General features: G+C 66.2%; 22 protein-coding genes, 1 tRNA gene, 1 rRNA gene and 1 pseudogene. 9 read left to right on the top strand and 16 right to left on the bottom strand.

All coding sequences use genetic code 11. From position 1 onward, the window contains the following. Positions 1-129 precede the first annotated feature (129 nt). The 13 genes and pseudogenes from J0J10_RS06990 to J0J10_RS06930 form a co-directional block, all read right to left on the bottom strand. Positions 130-828 (bottom strand): annotated as a pseudogene (locus J0J10_RS06990) (substrate-binding domain-containing protein); the annotation flags it as partial. Positions 829-906: 78 nt separating this feature from the next. Beyond that, on the bottom strand, positions 907-1,713 hold the full coding sequence (locus J0J10_RS06985) for an ABC transporter ATP-binding protein (RefSeq protein ID WP_291645848.1): 807 nt from the start codon (positions 1,711-1,713) through the stop codon (positions 907-909). Continuing rightward, positions 1,706-2,689 (bottom strand): FecCD family ABC transporter permease, encoded by a 984-nt coding sequence (locus tag J0J10_RS06980; RefSeq protein ID WP_291645847.1) that lies wholly within the window; start codon positions 2,687-2,689, stop codon positions 1,706-1,708. The genes J0J10_RS06985 and J0J10_RS06980 overlap by 8 nt, the downstream gene beginning before the upstream one ends. Positions 2,690-2,748: 59 nt before the next feature. Continuing rightward, positions 2,749-3,798, bottom strand: a complete 1,050-nt coding sequence (locus tag J0J10_RS06975) for an ABC transporter substrate-binding protein (RefSeq protein WP_291645846.1) — start codon at positions 3,796-3,798, stop codon at positions 2,749-2,751. Between the two features lie 126 nt (positions 3,799-3,924). Beyond that, positions 3,925-4,812, bottom strand: a complete 888-nt coding sequence (locus J0J10_RS06970) for a DUF364 domain-containing protein (protein WP_291645845.1) — start codon at positions 4,810-4,812, stop codon at positions 3,925-3,927. A gap of 30 nt (positions 4,813-4,842) precedes the next feature. Then, entirely contained in the window at positions 4,843-5,076 is a 234-nt protein-coding gene (locus J0J10_RS06965) for a hypothetical protein (protein ID WP_291640331.1), read from the bottom strand. A gap of 55 nt (positions 5,077-5,131) precedes the next feature. Beyond that, the gene (locus J0J10_RS06960; RefSeq protein WP_291645844.1) at positions 5,132-6,145 is read right to left on the bottom strand and encodes an ABC transporter substrate-binding protein; all 1,014 of its coding nucleotides are present in this window, start codon (positions 6,143-6,145) and stop codon (positions 5,132-5,134) included. Next, complete coding sequence (locus J0J10_RS06955) at positions 6,138-6,944, bottom strand: ABC transporter ATP-binding protein (protein ID WP_291640335.1); 807 nt, start codon at positions 6,942-6,944, stop codon at positions 6,138-6,140. The genes J0J10_RS06960 and J0J10_RS06955 overlap by 8 nt, the downstream gene beginning before the upstream one ends. Further along, positions 6,941-8,002, bottom strand: a complete 1,062-nt coding sequence (locus J0J10_RS06950; protein ID WP_291645843.1) for a FecCD family ABC transporter permease — start codon at positions 8,000-8,002, stop codon at positions 6,941-6,943. The genes J0J10_RS06955 and J0J10_RS06950 overlap by 4 nt, the downstream gene beginning before the upstream one ends. Continuing rightward, the gene (locus tag J0J10_RS06945) at positions 7,996-8,241 is read right to left on the bottom strand and encodes a hypothetical protein (protein WP_291640339.1); all 246 of its coding nucleotides are present in this window, start codon (positions 8,239-8,241) and stop codon (positions 7,996-7,998) included. The genes J0J10_RS06950 and J0J10_RS06945 overlap by 7 nt, the downstream gene beginning before the upstream one ends. 154 nt (positions 8,242-8,395) lie before the next feature. Continuing rightward, positions 8,396-8,878 carry a tRNA (N6-threonylcarbamoyladenosine(37)-N6)-methyltransferase TrmO gene (gene tsaA / locus J0J10_RS06940; protein ID WP_291645842.1) on the bottom strand — a complete coding sequence of 161 codons (483 nt, stop codon included), beginning with the start codon at positions 8,876-8,878 and terminating at the stop codon, positions 8,396-8,398. A gap of 218 nt (positions 8,879-9,096) precedes the next feature. Further along, positions 9,097-9,261: a hypothetical protein gene (locus J0J10_RS06935; RefSeq protein ID WP_291645841.1), complete on the bottom strand. Its 165-nt coding sequence runs from the start codon at positions 9,259-9,261 to the stop codon at positions 9,097-9,099. A gap of 359 nt (positions 9,262-9,620) precedes the next feature. Next, positions 9,621-10,286, bottom strand: coding sequence for a GntR family transcriptional regulator (locus J0J10_RS06930; RefSeq protein WP_291645840.1), 666 nt, complete (start codon positions 10,284-10,286; stop codon positions 9,621-9,623). A gap of 110 nt (positions 10,287-10,396) precedes the next feature. Here J0J10_RS06930 and J0J10_RS06925 point away from each other — a divergent pair, with 110 nt between their 5' ends. Both J0J10_RS06925 and J0J10_RS06920 read left to right on the top strand, forming a co-directional pair. Then, entirely contained in the window at positions 10,397-13,807 is a 3,411-nt protein-coding gene (locus J0J10_RS06925; RefSeq protein WP_291645839.1) for a molybdopterin-dependent oxidoreductase, read from the top strand. Positions 13,808-13,845: 38 nt separating this feature from the next. Further along, on the top strand, positions 13,846-15,285 hold the full coding sequence (locus tag J0J10_RS06920; protein WP_291645838.1) for a short-chain fatty acid transporter: 1,440 nt from the start codon (positions 13,846-13,848) through the stop codon (positions 15,283-15,285). Positions 15,286-15,501: 216 nt separating this feature from the next. On the opposite strand, the gene J0J10_RS06915 is transcribed toward J0J10_RS06920, so the two are convergent. Further along, a complete protein-coding gene (locus tag J0J10_RS06915; protein WP_291645837.1) occupies positions 15,502-16,416 on the bottom strand; it encodes a LysR family transcriptional regulator in 915 nt (304 codons plus the stop codon). Positions 16,417-16,535: 119 nt separating this feature from the next. On the opposite strand from J0J10_RS06915, the gene J0J10_RS06910 reads away from it, so the two are divergent. From J0J10_RS06910 to J0J10_RS06880, 7 genes are all read left to right on the top strand, one after another. Continuing rightward, on the top strand, positions 16,536-18,368 hold the full coding sequence (locus J0J10_RS06910; RefSeq protein ID WP_291645836.1) for a CocE/NonD family hydrolase: 1,833 nt from the start codon (positions 16,536-16,538) through the stop codon (positions 18,366-18,368). Positions 18,369-18,449: 81 nt separating this feature from the next. Continuing rightward, a complete protein-coding gene (locus tag J0J10_RS06905) occupies positions 18,450-20,003 on the top strand; it encodes an ABC transporter substrate-binding protein (RefSeq protein WP_291640358.1) in 1,554 nt (517 codons plus the stop codon). A gap of 35 nt (positions 20,004-20,038) precedes the next feature. Continuing rightward, the gene (locus J0J10_RS06900; RefSeq protein WP_291645835.1) at positions 20,039-20,956 is read left to right on the top strand and encodes an ABC transporter permease; all 918 of its coding nucleotides are present in this window, start codon (positions 20,039-20,041) and stop codon (positions 20,954-20,956) included. Continuing rightward, the gene (locus tag J0J10_RS06895; RefSeq protein ID WP_291645834.1) at positions 20,953-21,831 is read left to right on the top strand and encodes an ABC transporter permease; all 879 of its coding nucleotides are present in this window, start codon (positions 20,953-20,955) and stop codon (positions 21,829-21,831) included. Before J0J10_RS06900 ends, J0J10_RS06895 begins: the two co-directional genes overlap by 4 nt. After that, entirely contained in the window at positions 21,828-22,862 is a 1,035-nt protein-coding gene (locus J0J10_RS06890; protein ID WP_291645833.1) for an ABC transporter ATP-binding protein, read from the top strand. Before J0J10_RS06895 ends, J0J10_RS06890 begins: the two co-directional genes overlap by 4 nt. After that, positions 22,859-23,821, top strand: coding sequence for an oligopeptide/dipeptide ABC transporter ATP-binding protein (locus J0J10_RS06885; protein WP_291645832.1), 963 nt, complete (start codon positions 22,859-22,861; stop codon positions 23,819-23,821). The genes J0J10_RS06890 and J0J10_RS06885 overlap by 4 nt, the downstream gene beginning before the upstream one ends. 497 nt (positions 23,822-24,318) lie before the next feature. Next, positions 24,319-24,489: a hypothetical protein gene (locus J0J10_RS06880; protein WP_291645831.1), complete on the top strand. Its 171-nt coding sequence runs from the start codon at positions 24,319-24,321 to the stop codon at positions 24,487-24,489. Positions 24,490-24,544: 55 nt separating this feature from the next. On the opposite strand, the gene J0J10_RS06875 is transcribed toward J0J10_RS06880, so the two are convergent. Both J0J10_RS06875 and rrf read right to left on the bottom strand, forming a co-directional pair. Continuing rightward, positions 24,545-24,621, bottom strand: a tRNA-Met gene (locus tag J0J10_RS06875). A gap of 85 nt (positions 24,622-24,706) precedes the next feature. Further along, positions 24,707-24,821 (bottom strand): 5S ribosomal RNA (gene rrf / locus J0J10_RS06870). Positions 24,822-24,826: the final 5 nt, after the last annotated feature.

The following is a 24,826-nucleotide window of genomic DNA, read 5'->3' as shown; positions in this document are numbered from 1 at the left end:
AGCCTGCACATGGTCGGCCAGCGATAGGCCTCATGGAACGTGCCGAAATCGATGATGAGATCGGACTTCTCCGCAAGCAGGCGCTCGAGGGTCAGCGCAGTGCCCCGCCTATGCCGACGATGCAGACAATCAGGTCTGCCCTGTCGGAATTCCTGCCGATGGCCTGCCGGGCGGAGCGAGGAAGCCGTTGCGCAGCAGCACGGCCAAAGCCTGCTTCCCCGCCAGGTGGGCAGCGAGGGCATGCGCCGCCTCCCCGCTCGCACGCGCAACGGCCAGGCCGTAGCTTGCGGTGACCGCGCAGTCCCCGGGCAGCGCAACGACCGCACATGGGCCGGCCCGGTCGAGACCCAAAGTGCCGGAGCGGTAGCCCAGGACGATATCCGCCTGTCCCGTCTCGATCAGCCAGGATCCGGGCGCGCGCCCCGCAGGCACCTCCGAAACGAAGCCGCTGCCGAGCAGCGGACGCGCCTTGCCGGCGAGCGTTCGCCCCGTGCCCGGCCGGATCCGGTCGACCCGTTCGAAGACCGTCCGGGCATAGTCTCCCGAAGGATCGGCACCGGGCGTCGAGGTCGCCAGCACCAGTCCCGGATCAAGCATCGCGTCGATCAGTCCGACCGTGCCGATGGCGAGGTCGCGCCGAACCACTGCGCAGATCTCATTGCGGGCAAAGCAGATCGGCTCGCCGAAAAGTCCCGCTTCGAACAGGCGGCGGGGATGCTCCATATTGGCCGAGGCGAAAACGTCCGAGCTCTCCCCCGTTTCGATCCGTCGACGCAGCAGACCGGCCGGGCCGAGAGCGCCTCGACGCGTGTCGCATGGGCGTGCTCGAACAGCGGCAGCAACTCACCAAGAGCACGGCGCAAACTGCCGGCCGCATAGAGCGTCACGGATCGCACCGCCACGGTCTCATTCGGCATGACGATCTCCCGGAATGGGCTTGCCCCCGCGCGCGACCTGGCTTCGGAAGATCGGGGCAAAGGCCGTCAATTCCCTGCCTTCGGCAGTGAAACGCAGCAGGCGCACCGGCACCTTGTAGAGCTCCGCGAGATGTGCCTCCGTCATGATCTCGACCGTCGGGCCGATCAGGTGTCGCTCGTCGTCGTGCATCAGGAGCACCTTGTCCGAGATCGCGAAGGCATGGTCGGGGTGGTGCGTCGTGAACAGGACCGCGAGCCGCCGGCTGTCGGCGATCGACCGGATGAGGGCGATCACCTCGTCCTGATGGTGCAGATCGAGCGCCGCGGCCGGTTCGTCGAGCAGCAGGATCGGCGTCTCGCCCGCGAGCGCCTGGGCGATCAGCACGAGCTGCCGCTCGCCCCCGGAAAGCGAGTTGAAGGAGCGTTGCGCCAGCCTCGCAATGCCCAGTTCGGTCAGGCAGGCGAAGGCGATCTCGCGATCGTTCCTGCCCGGTGTGCGCAGCAGCGGGATGTGCCGCGTGCGCCCCATCAGCACGATGTCGAAGGCACTGTAGGAAAAGGCCGGCATGAATGCCTGCGGCACGAAGCCGATGGCGCCCCTTGCCCTGATGCTGCCGGTGCTCGGGTGGATCAAGCCAGCCACCGCCCGCAGAAGCGTCGACTTTCCGCGCCCGTTAGGGCCGAGCACGGCGACGATCTCGCCGGCCGCAATCGTGAGATCCAACTCACGGAACTGCCAGCACCGGCCATCATAGGAATGGCCGGCCTGTGTCGCCTGGATGCGCGGCTCAGCCATGGCCACGCTCGGGACCGGCGGCACGCAGGAAGACGAGTGCGAAGACCGGCGCGCCGATGAGGGCCGTCAGGATTCCGAGCGGGATCTCGCTCTGGCTCAGCGTGCGCGCGACATCGTCCACCAGCACCATGAACAGGCCGCCGGCCAGCATGGCGCCGGGGAGCAGAACGCGATGGTCGGGACCGACCAGCATCCGCGCCAGATGCGGTATGACGAGGCCGATCCAGCCGATCACGCCGCTGACGGCGACCTGTGCGGAGACGATCAGCCCGATCAGCGTCAGCACCAGCCACCGCGTCGGCTCGGCGCGGATACCGAGCGCCCTTGCCTCCTCGTCGCCAAGCGACAGGATATTGATGCGCCAGCGCAGCAGCAGGAGCAGGAAGGCGCCCGGAGCGAGCGCGCTCAGCATCAATGCGAGCTTGCCGTAGTCGGCCGTGGCAAAGGATCCAAGCAGCCAGAACACGATGCGCGGCAGCTTCTCCTCGGCATCGGCGAGATATTGCGCCAGGCTCACCAGCGCCCCGAAAAATCCGCTGACGACGACGCCGGCGAGCACGAGGACCAGCATGTTGCGCCGCGCCACCAGTGCATTGAGCGCGTAGACCATCAGCAGCGCCAGCATGCCGAAGAGAAAGGCCAGCGTCAGCAGGAGCCCGCGCGACTCGCTCATCAGGATCGCGAGCGTGCCGCCGAAGGCCGCTCCGGTCGAGACGCCGATGATGTGCGGCCCGACGAGCGGATTGCGAAACACGCCTTGAAGCGCCGCCCCGCACAAGGCGAGCCCGGCCCCGGCCATCAGCGCGGTCAGGACGCGCGGCAATCGCACGGTCAGAACGACATGGCGCTCGATCGCGTCCGTGCCGTCAAAGGCGAGCAGAATTTGCCCGACCCGGGCGGGAGAGATGCCGAAGGGGCCGATACCGAGGGAGGCCAGCAGCCCAACCAGAAGCGCGACCGCGAGCAGCCCCAGCATGAAGCCGGGGCCGACCCGATGCGGTCCGCGCGCCGCTCTCTGGCGATCTGTGCCCGCAGTCAATGGAAGGCGTCGTAGCCGGTGCGGTAGAAGCGCCTGTAATAGGCGTCCGCCTCGACCTGCATGTCGATGTCGGCGAAGCGCTCGGGATAGAGTTTCTTGGCCATCCAGAGTTCGCCCAGTGCCATCGCCTCCGGCATCGGATACCCCCAGGCCTTGGCATATTCCGGCATCAGGTAGACGCGACCCGCCTTGACGGCCTGGATCGGTTGCCAGGCCGGGGCGCTCTTGATCTCGCCGACCACGGCGGGATAGCGCTCCTGCACGAAGATGACGGCGGGATTCCATTTCAGGACATCCTCCATCGTCACCTGCTTGAAGCCTTGCAAGCTGGCCGCGACATTGGCTGCGCCCGCACGCTTCATCATGATGCCGGTATACTTGCCCGATCCGTAGGTGCTCAGATCGGGATTGGCCATGTAGGCCGTCACCCGCTGCGTCGGCGCCACCGAGGAGAGACGTTCGGCGACGAGCTTCCGCTTGGCCGTGGCGGTCGCGATCAAGGCTTCGGCCTCGTCCCTGCGATCGAGCACCGTGCCGATCAGCCTCACGCCTTCGGCGAAGCCGCTCTCATAGGCGGCCTCCTCATCGGCAACCACCGGACTGACCTTGGTCGCCTCCCCCTGCGGCGCCGCCAGAAGTGAAATCGCGACGACGGGAATGCCCGCCCTCTCGATCTGGCCGATCATCTCCGCCGGAGCGTAATTGGTGACGAAGACGACATCGGGCTTCAGTTGCAGGAGCGCCTCGATGTTGACCTTGGTCAGGCTGCCCGGCATCGGCAGCCTGGCCAGTTCGGGAGCCAGCCGCACGTAGTTCGCGCCGAGCTGCTGCTTCCACTGGTCCAGGATGCCGACGATCTTGCCGGTCGCGTTCATCTGGACGGCGAGATTGAGCGTCTGGTGCTGGAGCACAACGGCGCGGGAGGTGCCGTCCGGCAGCGTCACCTTCCGGCCGAGCTGATCGGTGACGATTCGTTCGGCATGGCCCGGAGCGGCCAGAAGCGGCACGAGCAGCAGAGCCAGGAGGGCCGCGAAACGCAGATGCATGATAATCTCCTTGACGCAGGCGAACAGCGGCGAAACCCGACAGGGCCGAGGCAGACACCCAGATCGCTATATTAAAACGGGGATAACGCTTGGCCCCTCCCGGGCGACAGGCGACGAGGCGAAGGATCAGATCGGATTCCGGCCCGGCTGCTGCGTCCGAAGCTGGCTGGAACCGTCGCCCTGATGGATTCTCCGCGGCGTGAGCACGATTTTCCGGGCCGATTTTCCGAAGAAGTGGTAGCCGGAGCCGCCTTCGGAAATGACGTCGAGGAATGCGTCCGGATCCGTGATCTCCACACCTCCGAGGATGTCGCAGCCGCGCCTGAAGAAGGCATCCGGCAGCATCGAGACGGTCGGACCGACGACCGCTACGCGCGCCGTCGGCTTGGCCAGGCCGAGCAGCAGATCGAGTGTCTCGTTGATCAGCGTCGTCCCGGTGATCAGCAGCACATCGGCCTGCGGAATGACGTCGGCGGCCTGTTCCGCCGGACGGAAGAACGGGATCTCGACCGGCTTCAGCGTTGCGGGATCCTTCTCAAGCACCAGATAATCGGCCCCGAGCTGGCGCAGCGAGCGCAGGAACGGGGCAAACGCACCGACCACGACGACTTTCTCTCCGGCGTCGATCTCCGCCGCGTCGAAGGCGTCCACGTCGGAGAGCACCTGCGCACCGGGCGAGCCGCAGCGCTCGGCGGCGGCCTGGGCCAGAGCGTTGACGGCTGCGATGCCGAGCGCTCGGCGCACGCCGGTGCTGCCGACGGCCTCCTCCATCAAGGTTGCGGCCTTGCGGCCTCTCAGCTTGCCCGGAAACGGCATGGCCATCGCCGAACTCGGGCAGCAGACCGCCTCCGGGATGTCCTTGATCGGCGTCGCCGCGCTGCCTGCATGGCCCGTCGACAGCTTCACGCCGGAAAAGAAAAGGCCCACCACCGCCCTCTCGATCACGATCTCGTCGAGATCACCGAGGCGGCTGCGCACGCAGGCGATGGTTTCCTCTAGGATGTCCCTGGACATGCTGCCTCCTCTGTGGCTCACCGCCCGCCTTCAGTAGCGGTGCGTGATCTCGAGGCCGTGGGTGGTGGCGAACGCATCGAGACGCCGGCCGTGCTCGGGGAACTGCGTCTCGTCCCAGTCGAGACGCCATTCCTGGTGTTCCTCGTTGAAATACGCCTCCGGGAACTCCTCGCGGAAAAGGCGGGTCAACGCGCCATCGCGCGGCAGGTTGAAGGCATGGCTCGGCGGCTTGTCGTATTTGTGGGGATAGGTCGCGTGGTGCATGGCCTGTTCTCCGATGAGTGGATCGCGGTTCGCTCGCGGCGAAGGAGACGGGCGGCTAGTGCTTGCCGCTCGCCAGTATGGTCTCGACCTGCTTGTCGCTCAGCTCGGCGCGGAAGAAGGTCGCGTAGAAATTCCTGACCTCCGCGACCAGTTCATCATGGGGAAAGAGGTCCGGGTGGAACGCGCTCGCCGCCCATAAGACCGTGAGGATCTGCTCGACCGTGCGGTTGCCCCAGGTATGGGCTCCCATGGGTGTGACCAGGATGCGGCCCGCCTTCACGGCATCGAGTTGCGACAGGGCGGCATGCTTCTTGAGGACCTCGACATGCCCCGGCTCGAACAGCACGATGAACCGGGGATTGGCCGCGATCACTCTCTCCATGGATAGGCTGAGGACTTCCTCCGCGCGGCCGTCATCCGTGACGCTGCGGGCGCCCCCTGCCCGCAGCCACCACTCCGCGACGAGATGGGGCTGCGTCATGTTGCCGGGATTGAGATAGAGGGCGGTCGGCCGCTTGTCCTGCGGCAGCGCATCGACCTTGACGGCGATGCGCTTCAACGTGGCATCGAAATAGCGTTCGTATGTTTCGCCGATCTGTGGATTTCCGAGCAGGTCTCCGACCAGCTTGACCCCGGACTTGACGTCTTCGGGCGTCTGGATGCGCAGACGCACGACCGGGACGCCATTGCGGCCGAGCACGTCGGCCGTCGATTGCTCGAAGGTCAGTGCCACCTGCGGCTGCACGGCGAGTATCTTCTCGACGTCGGGGGAATAGTTGGAATCCTGCAGCTCAGGGCCGGTCTTGAGTTGCGGAGCGAACACGAACTGCCATGACCAGCGCTTCGGGTTGAACCGGACCGGCAACCCCATCGCAAGCGTGTCCGCCTTTCCCACGGCGAAGACGAAACTGTTGATGACCGGGACCGAGCCGATGGTGATCACGCGCTCGATCTTGTCCGGCACCGTCACGGTACGCCCGGTCATGTCGACGACGTCGCGCGCCGAAGCGGCGCCCGCGAGGATACTCGCGCCGATTGCCGCCACGATGCCGATTGCCAACCTACGCATCTTGCATGATCTCCTGCTGGTGATGTCGGGACAGAACGGGGACGCAGGCACGCGTGCCGTCGAGCTCTTCGAGAATGCGGACGGGCGCGCCGTAGAGTTCCGACAGGAACCGGGCGGAGAGCAGCTTGCGCGGCGCGCCACTGCCGATGATGCGCCCGTCACGAAGCCCGATGACGCGGGAACCGACCAGCATGGCGTGGTCGGGATGATGCGTGCTCATCAGGATCGCGTAGCCGGCGCGCGCGAGCCCGGAGACGATATCGAGGATCCTGATCTGATTGCCGAAATCGAGACTGGCGGCAGGCTCGTCCATGATCAGGATCGATGCCTCCTGGGCGAGCGCACGCGCCAGCAGGCAGAGCTGGCGCTCGCCGCCGCTGATCGCCGCGAAAGGCCGATCGGCCAGATCGGCGATGCCGACGCGCGCGAGCGCCTGCGCGGCCATCTCGCGATCGCGCTCCCCCGGCGTCTCCAGCAGCCCGAGATGGGCCGAGCGGCCCATCAGGACCATGTCCTGGACGCGATGGCCGAAGACGGACTGCACGGTCTGTGGGACATGCGCGACCCTGGCGGCGAACTGCCGGGCGCCAAAGGCATGCGTCGGGACGCCATTGATCGTCACGGTTCCGCCCGACGCCGACAGATTGCCGAGAAGACAGCGTATCAGCGTCGTCTTGCCGGCGCCGTTCGGCCCGAGCAGACAGGCGACCTCCCCCGCCGTCAGCATGAAGCTGATCCCGGCGAGCTTGGGGCCACCACCCGGAAAGTGGAAGGACAGATTGTCGACCGCGAGCGTCACGACCAGGCGACCTTCGTGCGCAGCAGCAGGGCGAGGAACAGCGGGGCGCCGATCACGCTGGTGACGATGCCGAGCGGCAGCTCCATCGAACTGGCAGCCCGCGCGAAATTGTCGACCAGCAGGACGAACAGCGCCCCCGAAACGATTGCGACCGGAAGCATGCGCTCGAAGCTCGGGCCCGCCAGCATGCGCGCGATATGCGGCACCACCAGCCCGACCCAGCCAACGATTCCCGCCACGCTGACGGCAGCCGCCGTCATCAGCGTGGCGGCGAGCACCAGCAGAAGCCGCATCCGGCCGACATCTATCCCGAGATTGCGGGCCTCCTCCTGGCCAAGGCTCATGACGTTCGCCTGCCAGCGCAGCGCGTAGAGCAGGCCCAGGCTCGCCAGGATCGTCGCCGCGGCGACCGGCAGATCGTCCGGCGTGATCTTGTTCAGACCGCCCAGAAGCCAGAAGGTGATGATTGGCAGGACGTCGACAGGATCGGCGAGGATCTTCAGAACTGAGATCATCGCCTGGAAGAAGGCGGCGATGACGACGCCGACGAGGACCAGGACGACGAGTGAATGACGATTGATCGCCTGGCCGATCAGGAAGCAGAGCGCGACCGCGGCCAGCCCGGTCGCAAAGGCGGCTGCCTGGATCACCAGCGCACCGAGGTTGAGCATGACCGCAACCGACGCGCCAAAGCCCGCGCCCGCTGAAACGCCCAGTATGTCGGGGGAGACGATCGGATTGCGGAAGAGATTCTGATAGGCTGCGCCGGCCGCGGCGAGTGCGGCGCCCACCAGCATGGCGGCGCAGATGCGCGGAAGCCTGACGCCGAGGATGATGAGCTCCTCCGCCGGGCTCCAGCTCGGAATGATCGGAACAACGCGGGAAACGAGGATCGCGACGACGCGATCAGGCGGGATGGTCACCCGCCCGATTCCCATTGAAAGGACCGCCAGGCAGGCGAGCAGAAGCAGCAGAGCCGCCAGCACGAGCCGATCGCGGCGGCCGGCAGCACCGCTGCCCGCCGCTGAAATCGCAGCCGTTTCGGGCCGCCCTAGCATTTGTCGACATGGGATATCGCGACGCCGTTCTCGGTGAAGAAGGCCTCGAGGCGGGCATTGGACTCCGCATAGGTGCCCTTCTTCCAGACCATGCGCCACTCCCCGGCGACATCGTCATAGCCGGCGCTCGGGAAGGCCTGCTCGAAACGCTCGACCAGCGCGCCACCACGCGGCAGCCCGATGCCGTGCAGCTCGCACATCTTGGTCAGGGTAACGGGGGTCGAAACCGTCTCGTTCATCATGAAACCTCCATTTCGTTATATTCGACTGAATATAACGGTTGGCACTCTAAGGAGCCTCGCCGGAATGGCAAGGCGTCTGCGGCGACGCCGCCTCTCCCGACGAGCCCTATGCGCGACGGGGTTTCCGCGACATCGCGATGCTTCCCGAAACCTAGGCGACTCCCGGCTTGGGTGGAGCCAAGGGAGCGAAGAGAAAACGAGCCGGCTTCACGTCGAGCAGCGGCGTCCCGTCGACACAATCCAGGCCGCGGACCAAGAGCGCCGGCCCTTCGCGCGCCAGCAGGGTGACGATCGACGTACCGATCGGATTCGGCCGGACCGGAGAGCGCAGCGCGAAGGTGCCATGCACGCGGCCGTCATTGGCGGGGCTCTGCAGCACGAGGTCACGGCGCGACTCGTGGAGCCAGTAGAGCACTTCCAGCTGCGTGAATGCCTCGGTGCCCAGAAGCGCCTCATGCCAGGGCTCGAAGAATTCGAGCCTGCAGACCGGACCGTCCTCACGTCCCCGGCGCGGGCATTCCCGGCGCGTCGCCCAGGGCGTCCGGACACGGCCGATGAAGACGAGCCCGGCATCGATGGCGGGCGGGACCGCGACGGCCATCTCGCCGCGCCGCATGTCGGGATCCATCAGCATCGCGGCTCACCCGACCGCTGCCATACATCGGACGGCCTGCAGCCTTCGGGCCAATCGCTTGTTCGTACCTTCATCGCAGTTCCGATATCGAAGCCACGACACGAATGTCTCTATCCGTATCCAGGCGCTTTCAGGAAACGCTATAGTCAGACAAATATAACGGTGTGCGATTCGGAACGTTGCGTCAGATCAAAGAGTGTCAGGGTCCACCCCGAAACTCATGCTGCCGACTGGTAGGGCGGGCCGAGCATGGCCTCGCTGATGCAGAGTTCGGGCAGGGCACGCACGAGGCCTGCTGTCGCCATCAGCGCCAGTTTGGCCGAGAGCGGTAGCACAAGGTCTCGCCCGTTGTGGCGCAGCCTAGCGATGACGAAGACGGCCATCACTGCGAATCCGAGCACCTCGGCGCGCAGCACGCACGGCCGAAGCCGGCGCGACGAGCAGCAGCCCGACCAGTCCAACTCTGGCACAATTTCTGGCTGCGTCCGCAGACGCGGAATGGACGATCGCGATAGCCGCCGCGTCGCTGCGCATGCCATGGCTGCTACTTGAGGACAACCGCGATCCGTTCGGTATGTCAGCTCATGTCCGGATCGCAGCGGAGAGGAATCCAAAGGCAGAGATCGGCCTTCTGACCGGCGTCCGGCATTCGCCCCATCAGACAGAAGGCAGGCGTCCGGACATGATCAGGGACTTCCTGGCGCTTTCCCGGAACCTTGAGAACCGGCGAGGATCATCTCGGCTAGCCTTGAGCGCTTCTCAGCGCAATCGCCTCGGTGAAAATCGGCTCCCAAGCCATGATATGGCCGGTCATCAACGCCTCCGCCTCGCCTTCGAGACGCAGCTTGATGATCTCAATGATGCGGTAGTGCTCCGGCACTGACGCCTTCTGCCGTTCAAGGCCGTGCTGCGATCGGATTCCATATAGGCGCATCCTGTCGCGCAGGCGCAGGACGATATCGGCCAGCACTTCGTTGCCCGCCAGCGCCAGCAACTCGGCATGGAAAGCCCGGTCGGCGGCGAGATAGCGGGGCACGTCCCCCGTTTCGACCGAGTCGGCGATGGCATCGGCCTGTGCCTGCAACTCCGAAAGGTCTCCGGCCCCCATTCTGACCAGTTTACGAAAAGCGGAGGCCTCTAGCTGCGTGCGAACCTCGAAAATGCCGCGCAGTTCGTCCAGCGAGGGATCTACGACCCGGAAGCCGCGATTGCGCATCGGTTGGAGCAGCCCGTCCGAAGTGAGCTGGAGCAGGGCCTCGCGGATCGGCGTCGTCGAGATGCCGAGCGTGCGCGCCAGCGAGGGCACCGAACAGACCGTGCCCGGCGGCATCTCGCCCGAGACGATCGCGATCCGCAACTGATCGACGACCTGTTCGCGCAGATTGGCGTCTCCCGAGATCAGCTGCATCCGTTCCCCACCTTGCGCCGAACAGTCTGCGCTCTCTGCCATGAGCACACCGGATATGGCGAGTCGCATCTCTGACTTGAAGTAGCGCGTCACGCGTAATACACTACCTTATGTCCGATGTGCGGAATGCCGAGATCAAAGAGGGCTATTGCACCCTGTGCCGCTCCCGCTGTGGTTCGCTGAACCATGTGTTGGACGGGCGCCTCGTCGCGGTTTCGCCCAATCCGACCCATCCCACCGGGGCGGCACTCTGTGCCAAGGGCCGGGCGGCGCCGGAGCTGATCGAAAGCCCGCTGCGGCTGACCAGGCCGTTGAAGCGGACCACGCCGCGCGGCGCCGATTCGCCGGGCTGGGTCGAAATCGAGTGGTCGGAGGCGCTCGACACGATCGCTAAGCGGCTCGGCACGATTCGCCGTGAAACGGGGGCGGAGACGGTCGCCTTCGCGGTGACCACGCCGAGCGGCACGCCGATGGTCGACAGCTTCGAATGGGTCGAGCGCTTCATCCGCTGCTTCGGCAGCCCCAACCTGATCTATGCCGTCGAGATCTGCGGCTGGCACAAGGATTATGCCCAGGCCCTGACCTATGGCCGCGGCATCGGCGCTGCCGATTACGACCATGCCGACGCCATCGTGCTCTGGGGCCACAACCCGACGCGGACCTGGCTGGCGCAGGCGACCCGCATCGCCGAGGCCCGCAAGCGCGGCGCGATCGTCGCGGTGGTCGATCCCAAGCGCGGCGGCGCTGGCGAGAGTGCCGATCTCTGGCTCGGTATCCGGCCGGGCGCCGACGGGGCGCTCGCCATGGGCGCGATCCACCATCTCGTCATCAAACGCAGCTATGACGACGCCTTCGTCCGGCAATGGACGAACGCGCCGATGCTGGTCGATCTCGCGACGGAGCGCCTGCTGCGGGCGGGTGATCTCTGGCCGGACGGCGCGGCTGACGCCTTCGTGCTGCTGCGGCCGGATGGTTCGCCTGTGGCCTATGACACGCGCGAGGCGCTGGTGCGGCCGCAGGACATCGTCCTCGATGGCGAAGCGACGCTGCAGGGCGCGGACGGCCGGACAATCGCCTGCGCCACCGTGATGCGGCTCCTGGCGCGCGAGGCTGCCGCCTTCACGCCCGAGCATGTCGCCGGGATCACCGGTCTCGCGACCGATGACCTCGCCCGCTTCTACGCGCTGTTCGAGGGCTCGCCGCGGCTCGCCTATCATTCCTGGACCGGCGTCGGCCAGCACTCCAATGCGACCATGATCGAGCGCGCCATCGGCACGCTCTATGCGCTGACCGGCGCGAGCGACCGTATCGGCGGCAATATCTGGACGAGGCCGCCGCCGTTCCGCGCGGTGAATGACTATGCGCTGCTGCCGGAGGCACAGCGCCGCAAGGCGCTCGGCCTCGCTGAGCTGCCACTCGGCCCGCCGGCCAAGGGCTGGATCACCGCGCGCGATTTCTGCCGGTCGGTGCTCGAAGGCGAGCCTTACCGCGTCCGGGCGCTGATGAGCTTCGGCACCAATTTCGTGGTGTCACAGGGCGATTCCGCGCGCAATCGCGCAGCGCTGCAGGCACTCGAATTCCATGTCCATGTCGACATGTTCATGAACCCGACCGCCGAGCAGGCCGATATCGTCCTGCCGGCGAGCATGCCCTGGGAGCGCGAGGCGCTCCGGCTCGGCTTCGAGATCACGCAGGCGGCGGTCGAGCACATCCAATTGCGCCAGGCTATGGTGCCGCCGCGCGGCGATGTCCGGGCCGATTACGACATAGCCTTCGACCTGGCTTGCCGCCTCGGTCACGCCGAGGCCTTCTTCGGCGGTTCGATCGAAGCCGGCTGGAACCACCAGCTCGAGCCGCTTGGGCTGAGCGTCGCGCAATTGCGGAAAGCGCCGGGCGGCATCCGCGTGCCGCAGCCCAATCCGGAACGCAAATACACTGTGGTTCGCAAGGAGGGCTGCGTCACCGGTTTCCCGACCGCGAGCCGCCGCGTCGAGATCTATTCTGAACAGCTGCTCGCACTGGGCCACCCGGCTTTACCCCGACATGTCGAGCCGGCGAGCGCGGAAGGGCGCCCGGCCGAATTGCCATTGCTGCTCTCGACCGCGAAATCCGGCTGGTTCGTCCACTCATCGCACCGACATGTCGCCTCGCTCAGGCGCAAGGCGCCTGACCCGTCGGTCGAACTCAGCCCGGCGGACGCGCAGGCACGCGGCATCACCGCCGGCGATTGGGTGATCATTCGCACGCATGATGGCGAGGCGCGCTTAAGGGCGAAGCTGGACCCGACCTTGCCGACCGGAACCGTGATCGCCGAGTTCGGCTGGTGGCAGGCCTGCACTCCGCTGGGGCGCTCCGGTGGAGCAATCACGGGAGCGGCGACATGCAATATCAACGCGATCCTGTCGGACCGCGACCGTGACCCGATCAGCGGTTCGGTGCCGTTGCGGGCCGTGGCCTGCGAGATCGCCCTGGACGAGGCCGCCTCGCGCGGCTGGTGGGCTGGCGAGCGCGCCTTCCGCGTAGCGGCACGCCGTCGCGAAGCGAGCGACGTCCTCGCTTTCAGCTTGGCGCCTCTCGATGGCGAACCGTTACCCGGCTTCTTGCCCGGACAGCATGTCCAGGTGACCGAGCCCGAGACGGGGTTGTCGCGCAGCTATTCATTGACCGGGCCGACCGAGAACCCGGCCGAATACGAAATCGCGGTGCGCCGCATCGCGGCAGGTGGCGACGGCACGCCGCCCGGCCGGATGTCGACGCGCCTGCATGAACTCGCGCCGGGCAGTATCGTCACCTTGCAGCCACCAGCGGGGATTTTTACCCCGCCTTTGACCGGCGATCGCCCGGTGATCCTGGTCGCGGCTGGTGTCGGCATCACGCCCTTCGTCGGCTATCTCGCGGCGCTTGCACGGATCGCGCCGGAGCAGCGTCCACCCTCCGTCGAGCTCGTCTATATCTGCCGCAACGGAGCCGAGCAGCCCTTCGGCGACTGGCTGCGGATGATCGCCGCCCGAATCCCGGAGCTGCGGGTGCTCCGCGCCTTCACCCGGCCACGGCCGCAGGATCGGCTCGGCCGCGATTTTGACCATGCCGGCCGGCCGGACATCGCAGAGCTCGGCCTCGCGCCTGGAACGCGCCAGCCGCTCGCCTATCTCTGCGGGCCCGACGGCTTCGTCACCGACACCAGGGCCGCTTTGGCCAGCACCGGACTGCCGGGCTTCGACGTGTTCAGCGAGGTCTTCGTCTCGCAGATCGAGATACCCTCAAACCTGGCGCCGCGCCGCATCGTGCTGGCGCGCAGCGGGACATCCTTCGCCTGGTCGGCGCAATCAGGCAGCCTGCTCGATGCCGCCGAGGCGGCCGGGCTGTCGCTGCCGAGCGGCTGCCGCAGCGGCCAATGCGAGAGCTGCCGCCTGCGTGTCGTCTCCGGCACCGCCAGCCATCTCTCGCCCTATGACGGCGAGCCCGACGATTGCCTGACCTGCTGTGCGGTGCCGCTCAGCGACCTCGTTCTCGACGCCTGAAGCAGACCAACGGCGGCAAACCGCCATAAGAGGGGACAATGACAGATTCGATCCTGAACGAACGCGCGGCGGCGCCGCGCGAAGGCGCCCTCGTGCGCCTGTCACAGAGCATGGTGGCCTTTTCCGAACGCTGGTTCCCGGACGCCTATATCTTCGTTCTGCTGGCGACGGTGGCGGTGGCGCTGGCGGCGATCGTACATGGCGGTTCGCCGGTCGCGGTCAGCACCGCCTTCGGTGAAGGTTTCTGGAGCATCATTCCGTTCACCATGCAGATGGCGCTCGTCGCCATCGGCGGCTACATCGTCGCGCTATCGCCGCCTGTCGCGGCGCTGATGCGCCGGGCCGCCGCCGTGCCGACGACTGGCCGCGGCGCCGTCGTCTTCGTCGGCGTGGTCAGCATCCTGCTCTCGCTGGTCAACTGGGGCGTCAGCCTGATCTTCTCCGGCCTGCTGGTGCGCGAGATCGCGCGGCGCAGCGACATCCGCCTCGACTATCGCGCAGCTGGTGCAGCCGGCTATCTCGGGCTTGGCTTCGGCTTCACGCTCGGCATCAGCTCCTCGGCGGCGCAATTGCAGGCCAATCCGGCGAGCATCCCGCCCTCGCTGATGCCGATCACCGGGGTGATCAGTTTCTACGAGACGATCCTGACCTGGCAGAACCTCTTGGTGATCGTGGTCGGCACGCTGCTTTCAGCGGCGATCTGCTACTACACCACCCCGTCCGACGCGGCGGCCAAGACCGCCGCCGATCTCGGCGTCGATCTCACCGACGTCAAAGCCGAGCAGAAGCCGACCCGGCCGGGCGACTATCTCGAATTCAGCCCGCTTCTAACGATCCTGATCGTCGTGCTGGCGGCCGGCTGGTTCTACGAGACCTTCAAGTCCGGCAACCCGCTGATCACCATGTCGGGCCTCAACACCTACAACTTCGTCTTCCTGCTCGTCGGCGCCCTGCTGCACTGGCGGCCGCGCAGCTTCCTCGTCAGCTTCTCGCAGGCCATGCCGAGCGTCGCCGGCGTGCTGCTGCAGTTCCCGTTCTATGGCGGCATCGCCTACATGCTGACCCGGGTGAAGGCCGAGGGCGCCTCGCTCTCCGACACGATCGCGCACTGGTTCGTCAGCCTCGCCAGCGATGCCAGCGTGTTCTCCTTCATCGTCGGTATCTATTCGGCGATCCTCGGCTTCTTCATCCCCTCTGCCGGCGGCAAGTGGATCATCGAGGCGCCCTACATCATGAAGGCCGCCAACGAAATCGGCGCGCATCTCGGCTGGACGGTGATGGTCTACAATATCGCCGAGACCTTGCCGAACTTCATCAACCCGTTCTGGATGCTGCCGCTCCTCGGCGTGCTCAAGCTGAAGTCGAAGGACCTGATCGGCTACACCTCGATGCAGTTCTTCATCCACTTCCCGGTGGTCATGCTGCTCGCGGTCGCCCTGATGCACACCTTCACTTACCGCGCGCCGATCATCCCTTAGGCGTCCAATTCTATGGCGGGAAATCCATAGCTGGCCATCAGCCACCGTCTCAGACTGCTGTAAAGCTTGGCGGTTCCGATCGCCGAGCTTTCAGCCTCAGCCTGAGGTTGCCAGGGAATCCGCTAGCTGGCGTTGGGCCATGGTCAATGAGCGGACATTCAATCCGGCACCCGGCCAATCGGGCGGGTTGTCATCTCGAATCTCTGCTTCGGCTTCTTAACCGAACGACGTCCTGATCGCGCTCCAAAGTGCTTTCGCCTGCTCCGCGATCGCTCCCGAAAGCTCCCGGGCCAAGCGCGAACGGCTTTGCCAGGCGGGAAAAACGAAACCGTAGCGCAGCTCGATGGCAGGCCGGAAGGGCCGGAAGACCAGGCCGGGCGCTCCGCTCGAATGAGCGACGAAGGGGTCCGCGACGCAACAGCCGAGGCCGCGCGCTGCGAGCTGGCATGCGATCATGCCGCTCTGCGTCTCGAAGCGCGATTCGGGCGCAACTCCAGCCTCGTCCGCCTGGCGTTCTATCTCTTTCTGGATCAGCGAGCGGCGGTGGGTCGCGATGAAGCTGGTCTTGGCGAGGTCCGCGACCGTGACCGCCTCCAGCCGCGCCAGCGGGTGACTGTCCGCCATGGCGGCCACGGCCTCGATACGCAAGAATTCTTCGGTCTCGAAGCCGGCATGGCTGATCGGGAGAACGGTGACAGCGAGATCGAAGTGCTCCTGGCCGAGCCAGCTGTCGATATCGATGCGGACGCGTGAATCGACGCTAGCCGTGAAGCGTGGGTCGCTTCGGGAGAGCTTGGCCACGGCATCGATGACGATGGCTTCGGCGACATGCGGCGCGGCGAGCACGCGGATGTGGTGGCGCCCGCCACGGCGCAGCTGGGCGGCGAAGCGTTCAAGTCCGTCATGTCCCTGCAGCAGCCGCTCCGCATGCTGATAGAACTCGCGGCCTTCGGCGGTCAGGCTCAGGCGCTTGTTCTGCCGATCGAACAGCTGGAAGCCGAGCTCGCTCTCGAGCGCACTGAGCAGTCGCCCGATCTGCGGCTGGGTGCGGCCGAGCCTTGCCGCGGCCCGCGATACGGTGCCTGTCTCGACGAAGGCCCTCAGGGCCTCCAATCCCCGCAGCGCCGCCATCCGATCTATTTAATATGCGAATTAAGCATGATGTTCTCTTTATTACGCATTTGACGCATATGTCGAGGGTTTGCGACGCTCGAATTTCGAAGTGGAACGGTTTGAGACGGGCAACTTTCATGGCGAGCGAGAATGCGGCCTGGCGCGTGACCCCGCAGGCCTATCTGAAGGACCGCAAGCGCCCCTATGGCGTGTCGAAGAAGCCGTTCTCGCACTATGTGACGATGCCGGATGGCTGCCGGCTCGCGGTCGATGTCTATCTTCCGCAGACGCCGGAGGGAGTGGCTGCCGAGGGACCGTTCCCGGCGATCACCATCTTCACCCCCTATTACCGCCGGTTCGCACTGGCCGATTGGAGCAAGGGCGACGAGGTCACGCCCGGCTCATTCCGCTATCGCGACAATTTCGTGCCTGCCGGCTACGCGCTGGTCGTCATCGACGTGCGCGGTACGGGAGCGAGCTTCGGAACGCGCGACAGCTTCCGTTCGCCGCGCGAGCGCGAGGATTGCCGCGCCATCGCCGACTGGATCGTGGCGCAGCCCTGGTCGAACGGCGCGATCGGCGCGACCGGCGTGTCCTATCTCGGCGCGGCGGCGGACTTCCTGGCCAGCACGGGCCACGAGGCCGTGAAGGCGATCGCACCGCTTTTCGCGGTCTGGGACACCTATTCGGACCATTACTATCCGGGCGGCATCCTCCTGAAGGAGCTGGCGCGGGTCTATGACGACCTGATGATCGCCATGGATCACGACCGGCGCGACCTGTTGAAGAACATCTCCTACTACGCCAACCCGAATTATGCCGGCCCGCAGCCGGTGGACGAGGATGCGGACGGGGCGCTCTGCCGGCAGGCGATCACCGAGCATATCGGTAATTTCCACATGCCGGACTTCATCACCGAGTTCAAATTCAAGGGCGACACGTTGCCCTATGATCCGCAGTTCACCTCGGCCAAGTTCAGTCCCTACGGCTTCTACGAGGGCATCGATCCCGATGTCGCAGTCTATTCGGTCTCAGGCTGGATGGACGGCGCGGGCTATGCCAACGGCTCGATCAGCCGCTTCCTGACACTGCCGAACGCCAAGCGCCATCTCCTGCTTGGTCCCTGGGACCATGGTGCGCGCATCGACTGCTCGCCCTGGCGGCCGAAGGTCGAGCCGGACTTTCCCGTCGTCGGCGAGGTGCTGCGCTTCTTCGACGAGTACCTCATGGGCCTCGACACCGGTCTCCGCGACGAGGCGCCGATCCATTACTACGCCATGCATGAGGAAGCCTGGCAGGAGGCCGCGTCCTGGCCGCCGGTCGAGACCAGCGAGACGCTGCATCTCGACGAAGGCGCGCGCCTCTCGCCGCAGGCCGGCGCCGCGGGGGCGGACGACTACCAGGTCGATTTCAGCAAGGGCACCGGCGGCCAGACCCGCTATGAGCGGATCGCCGCGATCGATAGCCGCGATTATTACATCGATTGGCAGGGCCGGGACGAGGCGATGCTGCGCTACGATTCCGCGCCGCTGGAGCGGGATTGGCAAGTATCCGGCCATGTGATCGCCGACCTGCAGGTGGCGTCGAACGAGCCGGACGCCGCGGTCTTCGTCTATCTCTCTGAGGTCGAGGCGGACGGCATGGTCCGTTACGTCACCGAAGGGCTGCTGCGGGCGCTGCATCGCAAGGAAAGCGAGTGCCCGGCGGAGCATCGCACCAGCTGGCCGTTCCGCAGCTTCACGCGAGCCGATGCCGCGCCGATGCCGATCGGCGAGCCGCAGCGCCTGCATTTCGCACTGCTGCCGACGTCGTGGACCTTCAGGGCAGGGAGCCGCATCCGCATCGCGATCGCGGGCGCCGATGCCGACCATTGCGGGCAGGTGCCGCATGGCCGCCCGCCGAAGCTGACACTGCATCGCGGCGGCACCCGGAATTCGACAATCAGATTGCCGGTGAGACGCGCGGTCTGAGAAGGTCGCAAGCGATCATTCCCGGCCATGAGGAGAGGGCCGGGAATGGAGACTGATCCTGAAACGGGACGGAGGGGAACGATGATGACGACTCGGAGCATGGCGGCCGCGTTGACTGTCGCGGCAGCGCTCGGCCTCGGTGCCGGCACCGCCCAGGCCGGCAAGGCGGACGACACGCTGGTCTTCGCCTCGGCCAGCGAGGTCGACACGGTCGATCTCTACTATCAGAATCTACGCGAGGTCGTGATCATCGCACAGCAGATGTGCGACACGCTGATGTATCGCGATCCGATCAAGGGCGAATATAAGCCGCTGCTCTCGACCGGCTATCGCTGGATCGACGACAAGACGCTTGAGTTCAAGCTGCGCAAGGGGCTGAAGTTCTCGAACGGCAAGGAACTGACGGCTGCCGACGTTGCCTACACCTACAACCATGCCCGCCAGCCGGACAGCGGCGTGGTCACCCGGCTGCTGGTGGACTGGATCGAGAATGTCGAGGCGCCCAGCACCGACACGGTGATCTTCAAGGCCAAGGCGCCCACGCCTGCTGCGATCGAGTATTTCTCAGGCATCACGCCGATCTATCCCGAGGGGCACTACGACAAGGCACCGACCGTCAACACCGGCGGTAAGCCGCGGCGCGATTGGGGAGCGGTCCAGCCGGTCTGCATCGGCCCCTATAATCTCAAGGAGTTCAAGTCCGGCTCCTCGGTGACATTGGTCAAGAACGACGCCTATTTCGCCGACAGCCCGAAGGGCAAGCCGGCGATCGGCACGCTGATCTACAAGACCATCCCCGACACCGACACGCAGCTCGCCGAACTCGTTACCGGCGGCCTCGACTGGATCTGGGGCGTGCCGTCCGAGAACGCCAAGCAGCTTGCCGCGATGCCGAACGTCACGGTCAAGGCCGCGCCGACGACGCGCATGTCGTTCCTCTCGCTCGACGCGGTCGGCCGCTCCGGCGACAATCCGATGAAGGATGTCCGCGTCCGCCGCGCGATGTTCCACGCCATCGACCGGGCGGCGATCTCGCGTGATCTCGTCGGCGACGGCTCCGAGGTGCTGCGCTTCATGTGCGACGCACGCCAGTTCGGCTGCGACGCCAAAACCGAGGAATATGCCTACGATCCCGCCAAGGCCAAGGCGCTGCTGAAAGAGGCCGGGCATCCCGACGGCTTCACCATCCCGATCTACGCTTATCGCGACCGACCCTATACCGAGGCGGTGATGAACTATCTGCGTGCGGTCGGCATCAAGACCGACCTGCGCTATCTGCAGTGGCGCGCGCTGCGGCCGATCCTGCAGGAAGGCAAGGCCGAGGTGGCCCATCTGAGCTGGGGTTCGCAGGGCGTGCTCGACGCCTCGGCCTCGGTCAGCAACTATTTCAAGTTCAGCACCGATGACTATGCCCGCGACGAGCAGGTGCGCGACTGGCTCCAGGCGGCGGACACGACTGTCGATCCGGAGAAGCGCAAGGAACTGTACGGCAAGGCGCTCGCCCGCATCAACGAGCAGGCCTATATGGTGCCGCTGTTCAGCTACGGCCGGACCTACGCCTTCAACGCCGAACTCGACCTGCCGGTGACGCCGGACGAGCTGGCCCACTTCTACCTGGCACGCTGGAAGAAGTGAGCAGGAAAGCGGTCGCCGCCGTCTGATCGAACATCATGTTACGTTTTCTCGCGCGGCGGCTGCTCGTCACCCTGCTGGTGATCGCCTGCACCTCGGTGCTCGCCTTTTCGCTCGTCCATCTCTCCGGCGATCCCGCCGCAGCGATGGCGGGCGAGGGGGCTTCTCCGGCCGATGTGGAATCGATCCGCCGGCTCTACGGTTTCGACCAACCGATCCACACGCAGTACTTCGCCTGGATCGGCAAGATCCTGACCGGCGATTTCGGCCGGTCCTTCTATCTGCGCCAGTCAGTGATCACCGTGCTCGCAGAGCACGCCCCGGTCACCGCCAAGCTCGGCCTGTCGGCACTGGTCTTCGCGCTGCTGCTCTCCATCCCACTCGGAATCCTCGCTGGCCTCCATCGCGATACGGCGCTGGACCGTTTCGCGCTCGGTCTGGCGGTTGCCGGGCAGGCGCTGCCTTCATTCCTGTTCGCGCTGCTCTTGATCTACATCTTCGGCGTGCAGCTGCGCTGGCTACCGATTTCCGGCTCGGCGACATGGCTGCATTTCGTGCTGCCCTCGGTGACGCTGGGTTATTACGCCGCTCCCGCCCTCATGCGACTGACGCGCTCGGGCATGATCGACGTCATGCAATCCGACCATGTCCGCACGGCGCGGGCCTATGGGCTTCCGGCTTGGCGCGTGGTGCTGCTTCATGCACTGCGCAGTGCCATCATCCCGGTCGTCTCGCTGGCGGCGGTGCAGCTTGGCTTCATGCTCGGCGGCTCGATCGTCGTCGAGACGGTCTTCTCGCTGAAAGGGCTCGGGCTCCTTGCCTGGCAATCGATCCAGCGCTCCGACATCGAGGTGATCCAGGCCATCCTGCTGCTGATCGCTCTGATCTATGCGCTGCTGACATTGCTGGCGGACCTGCTCAACGCCCTGATCGATCCGAGGATCCGCATCTCATGACGGCGGCGACACTCACCACGATGAGCCCCCGCCGGCTCGCTTTGCACCGCCTGCTGCGGCATGGCAGCTTCTGGTTTGGAGGTGGTGCGATCCTGCTGATCCTGCTCGTCGCACTCGTCGGGCCGCTGTTCACGCTTGATCCCGTCGCACAGAATCTCGGCGCCCGCCTCGTCCCGCCGGTGTGGGACGTGCGCGGCAGCTGGGCGCATCCGCTCGGCACCGACCAGCTCGGACGCGACTTGCTGGCGCGCCTCGTCGACGGCGCCCGCATCTCGATGTTCATCGGCATCGCGACGGTGCTGGTCTCGGGCCTCATCGGCACGGCGATGGGCATGGCCGCCGGCTATTTCGGCGGCCGGGTCGATCTCGTCATCAACTTCCTGATCACGATCCGACTGACGCTTCCTGTCGTGCTGGTCGCGCTCGTCGTGGTCGCGGTCGTCGGCTCCTCGCTGAGCGTGCTCGTCGTGGTGATCGGACTCCTGCTCTGGGACCGGTTCGCGGTGGTGACCCGCAGCGCGACGCAGCGGCTGGCGCATAGCGACTTCGTCATCGCGGCGCGCGCCATCGGCTCCTCGACGCCGCGCATCCTGCTGGTCGAGATCCTGCCCAACATTGTCGGGCCGCTGATCGTGGTCGCCACCGTCGAGGTCGCGCATGCGGTGCTGCTGGAGGCGGCGCTCTCCTTCCTCGGCCTCGGCGTCAAGCCGCCGCTCGCCTCCTGGGGACTGATGGTGGCGGAATCGAAGAACCAGCTGCTGTTCCGCCCCTGGCTGATCGCGATCCCCGGCGTCGCACTGGTGACGCTGGTGCTGGCGATCAACCTGCTCGGCGATGCGCTGCGCGACGTCGTCGCGCCGGAGGGCCGGGCATGAGCACTCCCAGGGAGAGCGCGCTGATCGCGCTCGAGGACCTGAAGATCACGATTCCGACCGCGCAGGGGCGCGTGCTGCAGCCGGTGCGCGGCATCACGCTGTCGGTCGCGCGCGGCGAAACGCTGGCGATCGTCGGCGAATCCGGCTGCGGCAAGAGCCTGACCGCCCTTTCGCTGATGGGGCTCGTGCCGAAGCCCGGGCGCGTCGATGCCACGCGGCTGAGCTTCTCCGGACAATCGCTAATCGATCTGCGCGAGACGGAATGGCGCAAGCTGCGCGGACCGCGCATCGCGATGATCTTCCAGGATCCGATGACCTCGCTGGATCCCTGCTACACGATCGACAGCCAGATGACCGAGGTGATGCGCACGCATCGGCGCATCGGACAGACGGAGGCGCGAGAGCGGGCGGTTGCGCTGCTGGCCCGGGTCGGCGTCCCGTCGCCGGCAGCCAGGCTCGAACAATACCCCCACCAGCTGTCCGGCGGCCTGCGCCAGCGTGTCATGATCGCGATGGCGCTGTCTTGCGATCCGGACCTGATCATCGCCGACGAGCCGACGACGGCGCTCGACGTCACCACCCAGGCGCAGATCCTCGGGCTGCTGGCGAAACTCCAGGCGGAGACCGGCGTCGGCATCGTCCTGATCACGCATGATCTCGGCGTGGTCGCAACGATGGCCCACCGCGTCGCGGTGATGTATGCCGGCCAGGTGGTCGAGACCGGCGAGACCTCAGCCATCCTGAGCGCCCCGGCGCATCCCTATACCGAAGGCCTGCTGCAGGCGATTCCGACGCCGGGACGCACCGCGCGCGGCGCGCTGCTGGGGTCGATACCGGGGATCGTGCCGCCGCCGACAGGCGAGGTGGAGACCTGCCTGTTCATGGAACGTTGCCCCTATGCGCGGCCGGTCTGCGCCGTCCCGGTGCCGCTCGTACCGCAGGATGGCGACCGTGCGCTACGCTGCATCCGGTCAGTGGCAGAGCGGGCCGGCGAACCGGGTTTCGAGGAGCGGGGCGAGGTGGTGTCGTGAGCGCGCAGGCCGCACTGAGCATCGTCGGCGCGACGCGCGATTACGCCGTCGCTTTCCACGGCGAAAGGCGCACCCTGCGGGCGTTGCGCGGCATCGATCTCGAGGTCCGGCAGGGCGAGGTCGTCGCGATCGTCGGCGAATCCGGCTGCGGCAAGACCACGCTGTCGCGGCTGATGCTGGGCATCGAGGCGCCGAGCAGCGGTTCCGTCACCGTGGCGGGGAAGCCGATCGCGTCCTATCACCGGATCGTGCGAGCGGGGCTGATCCAGCCGGTCTTCCAGGATCCCTATTCCTCGCTCAATCCGCGCCAGACGCTGGGCAGCATCATCGCGGCACCGCTCGTCGTCCGCGGCGAGGGCAATGCCCGCAGCCGGCAGGCCGCCGTGGCCGAAATGATGCAGGCGGTCGGACTGCCGCCGCACCTGCTCAACGCCTATCCGAGCCAGATTTCGGGCGGGCAGCGCCAGCGCGTCGCCATCGCACGCGCGCTGATCGCACAGCCGCGTATCCTGATCTGCGACGAGCCGACCTCGGCGCTCGACGTCTCCGTGCAGTCGCAGATCATCAACCTGATCGGCACGTTGCAGAAGAAGCTCGGCCTCACCGTACTGCTGATCAGCCACAACCTCGCCGTGGTCTATCATATGGCGGAGCGGGTGGCGGTGATGTATCTCGGCACCCTGGTCGAGACCGGTCGGACGGAGGAGCTGTTCGCACGGCCCCGCCATCCCTATACGCGCTCGCTGCTCGACGCAGTCCTGCCGCCGACGCCGGGGCGACGCCCCGATTGGTCGGAGGCGATCGCCGAGCCGCCGAATCCTGTCGACCCGCCGCCCGGCTGTCCGTTCAACCCACGCTGCCCGCGGGCGAGCGATCTCTGCCGCACGCAGATGCCGGAGCCGACCGGGACCGCGGGCGGAATGGTCCGCTGTCACCACCCGTTCGAAGCGGCAGCGTGACGCCTCGCCGGAAAGATAATGCGATCAAGCGGCGTGAAACTGGCTCGGCGTCGCAAGCCGGTAGCCGGGGGCGTCGATCTTTTCGCTGCCTTTAGCGAAGCCGACCGGACCAGCGCGGCGTACCGCCGGATCACCACGCGGGTTAGTTCGAGCTGGCACAATGCGCCACTCCCGCTGCCCGGGCCGTTGCCCGGCTGAGACGCCCCTGCAGACGAAGGTGCCTGACGTCTGGAATAGGCAGCTCCAGCGCTGTCGCCTATCGCTGAACGAGCCTGCCCGAAACCAGGCGTTCAGACGTCGGCAATGGACCATTCCTCCCACTGCATGTCGGCCTGAAGGGCACGGCGAACGCCCTCGCCCCGAGGGACCTAGGCGAGAAGGCGAATCGCCGCAAGAGGGGGCGCCTGGAGGCCAGCAAGTCCGGTGGCGGGCTGCGCTATGGCTACAAGGTCGAGAAGCAGGTCGTCGAGACGATCGCAGACGGCATGATCCCGTCGATGAAGCAGAAGAAGAGCGGGTTGGCGGCCGGCAAGAAAGTGCTGACCGCCCTGCTCGGGGATGTTTCAGTAGGCGCGCCGAGCGCTCCTGCCGAGCGTTTCGGTGATCTTCGCGAGGCTGCGCGACGAAATCGGTACGGTCCTGGAGTGGGCGCAGCGGCAATCCGTTGAAAGGCGACAAAAACAAACACTCCCGGAGCAGAGCTCTCGGGAGTGTTTGTCTCAGTGGTTGCGGGGGCAGGATTTGAACCTACGACCTTCAGGTTATGAGCCTGACGAGCTACCGGGCTGCTCCACCCCGCGTCAAACCAGTCACGCTGTAACCGAAATCGTCATCGGCAGCAGCGTTCTGAATTTCATCATTGTTCAGAGGGGATATCCTTGACAGGCCCGGCGACGACCTACTCTCCCGGGTCTTGAGACACAGTACCATCAGCGCTGAGGAGTTTAACGGCCGAGTTCGGGATGGGATCGGGTTCTGGCTCCACGCTCTAGCCACCGGGCCGGC

Origin of the sequence: Allobosea sp. (assembly GCF_017308075.1) — a bacterium.
In the GTDB taxonomy this organism is placed as follows: domain Bacteria; phylum Pseudomonadota; class Alphaproteobacteria; order Rhizobiales; family Beijerinckiaceae; genus Allobosea.
The sequence above is the reverse complement of the archived record's forward strand: the minus strand, read 5'-3'. Positions and strand labels throughout refer to the sequence as shown.

Excerpts from the sequence above, each read along its gene's own strand:
- J0J10_RS06910 (WP_291645836.1), top strand. The coding sequence starts at position 16,536 with ATGGCGAGCGAGAATGCGGCCTGGCGCGTGACCCCGCAGGCCTATCTG.
- J0J10_RS06950 (WP_291645843.1), bottom strand. The coding sequence starts at position 8,002 with ATGCTAGGGCGGCCCGAAACGGCTGCGATTTCAGCGGCGGGCAGCGGT.
- J0J10_RS06890 (WP_291645833.1), top strand. The coding sequence starts at position 21,828 with ATGAGCACTCCCAGGGAGAGCGCGCTGATCGCGCTCGAGGACCTGAAG.
- J0J10_RS06980 (WP_291645847.1), bottom strand. The coding sequence starts at position 2,689 with ATGCTGGGGCTGCTCGCGGTCGCGCTTCTGGTTGGGCTGCTGGCCTCC.
- J0J10_RS06945 (WP_291640339.1), bottom strand. The coding sequence starts at position 8,241 with ATGAACGAGACGGTTTCGACCCCCGTTACCCTGACCAAGATGTGCGAG.
- J0J10_RS06930 (WP_291645840.1), bottom strand. The coding sequence starts at position 10,286 with ATGCAGCTGATCTCGGGAGACGCCAATCTGCGCGAACAGGTCGTCGAT.
- J0J10_RS06985 (WP_291645848.1), bottom strand. The coding sequence starts at position 1,713 with ATGGCTGAGCCGCGCATCCAGGCGACACAGGCCGGCCATTCCTATGAT.
- J0J10_RS06970 (WP_291645845.1), bottom strand. The coding sequence starts at position 4,812 with ATGTCCAGGGACATCCTAGAGGAAACCATCGCCTGCGTGCGCAGCCGC.
- J0J10_RS06935 (WP_291645841.1), bottom strand. The coding sequence starts at position 9,261 with ATGGCCGTCTTCGTCATCGCTAGGCTGCGCCACAACGGGCGAGACCTT.
- J0J10_RS06960 (WP_291645844.1), bottom strand. The coding sequence starts at position 6,145 with ATGCGTAGGTTGGCAATCGGCATCGTGGCGGCAATCGGCGCGAGTATC.
- J0J10_RS06895 (WP_291645834.1), top strand. The coding sequence starts at position 20,953 with ATGACGGCGGCGACACTCACCACGATGAGCCCCCGCCGGCTCGCTTTG.
- J0J10_RS06965 (WP_291640331.1), bottom strand. The coding sequence starts at position 5,076 with ATGCACCACGCGACCTATCCCCACAAATACGACAAGCCGCCGAGCCAT.
- tsaA (WP_291645842.1), bottom strand. The coding sequence starts at position 8,878 with ATGCTGATGGATCCCGACATGCGGCGCGGCGAGATGGCCGTCGCGGTC.
- J0J10_RS06920 (WP_291645838.1), top strand. The coding sequence starts at position 13,846 with ATGACAGATTCGATCCTGAACGAACGCGCGGCGGCGCCGCGCGAAGGC.
- J0J10_RS06975 (WP_291645846.1), bottom strand. The coding sequence starts at position 3,798 with ATGCATCTGCGTTTCGCGGCCCTCCTGGCTCTGCTGCTCGTGCCGCTT.
- J0J10_RS06915 (WP_291645837.1), bottom strand. The coding sequence starts at position 16,416 with ATGGCGGCGCTGCGGGGATTGGAGGCCCTGAGGGCCTTCGTCGAGACA.
- J0J10_RS06880 (WP_291645831.1), top strand. The coding sequence starts at position 24,319 with ATGAAGCAGAAGAAGAGCGGGTTGGCGGCCGGCAAGAAAGTGCTGACC.
- J0J10_RS06925 (WP_291645839.1), top strand. The coding sequence starts at position 10,397 with ATGTCCGATGTGCGGAATGCCGAGATCAAAGAGGGCTATTGCACCCTG.
- J0J10_RS06905 (WP_291640358.1), top strand. The coding sequence starts at position 18,450 with ATGATGACGACTCGGAGCATGGCGGCCGCGTTGACTGTCGCGGCAGCG.
- J0J10_RS06900 (WP_291645835.1), top strand. The coding sequence starts at position 20,039 with ATGTTACGTTTTCTCGCGCGGCGGCTGCTCGTCACCCTGCTGGTGATC.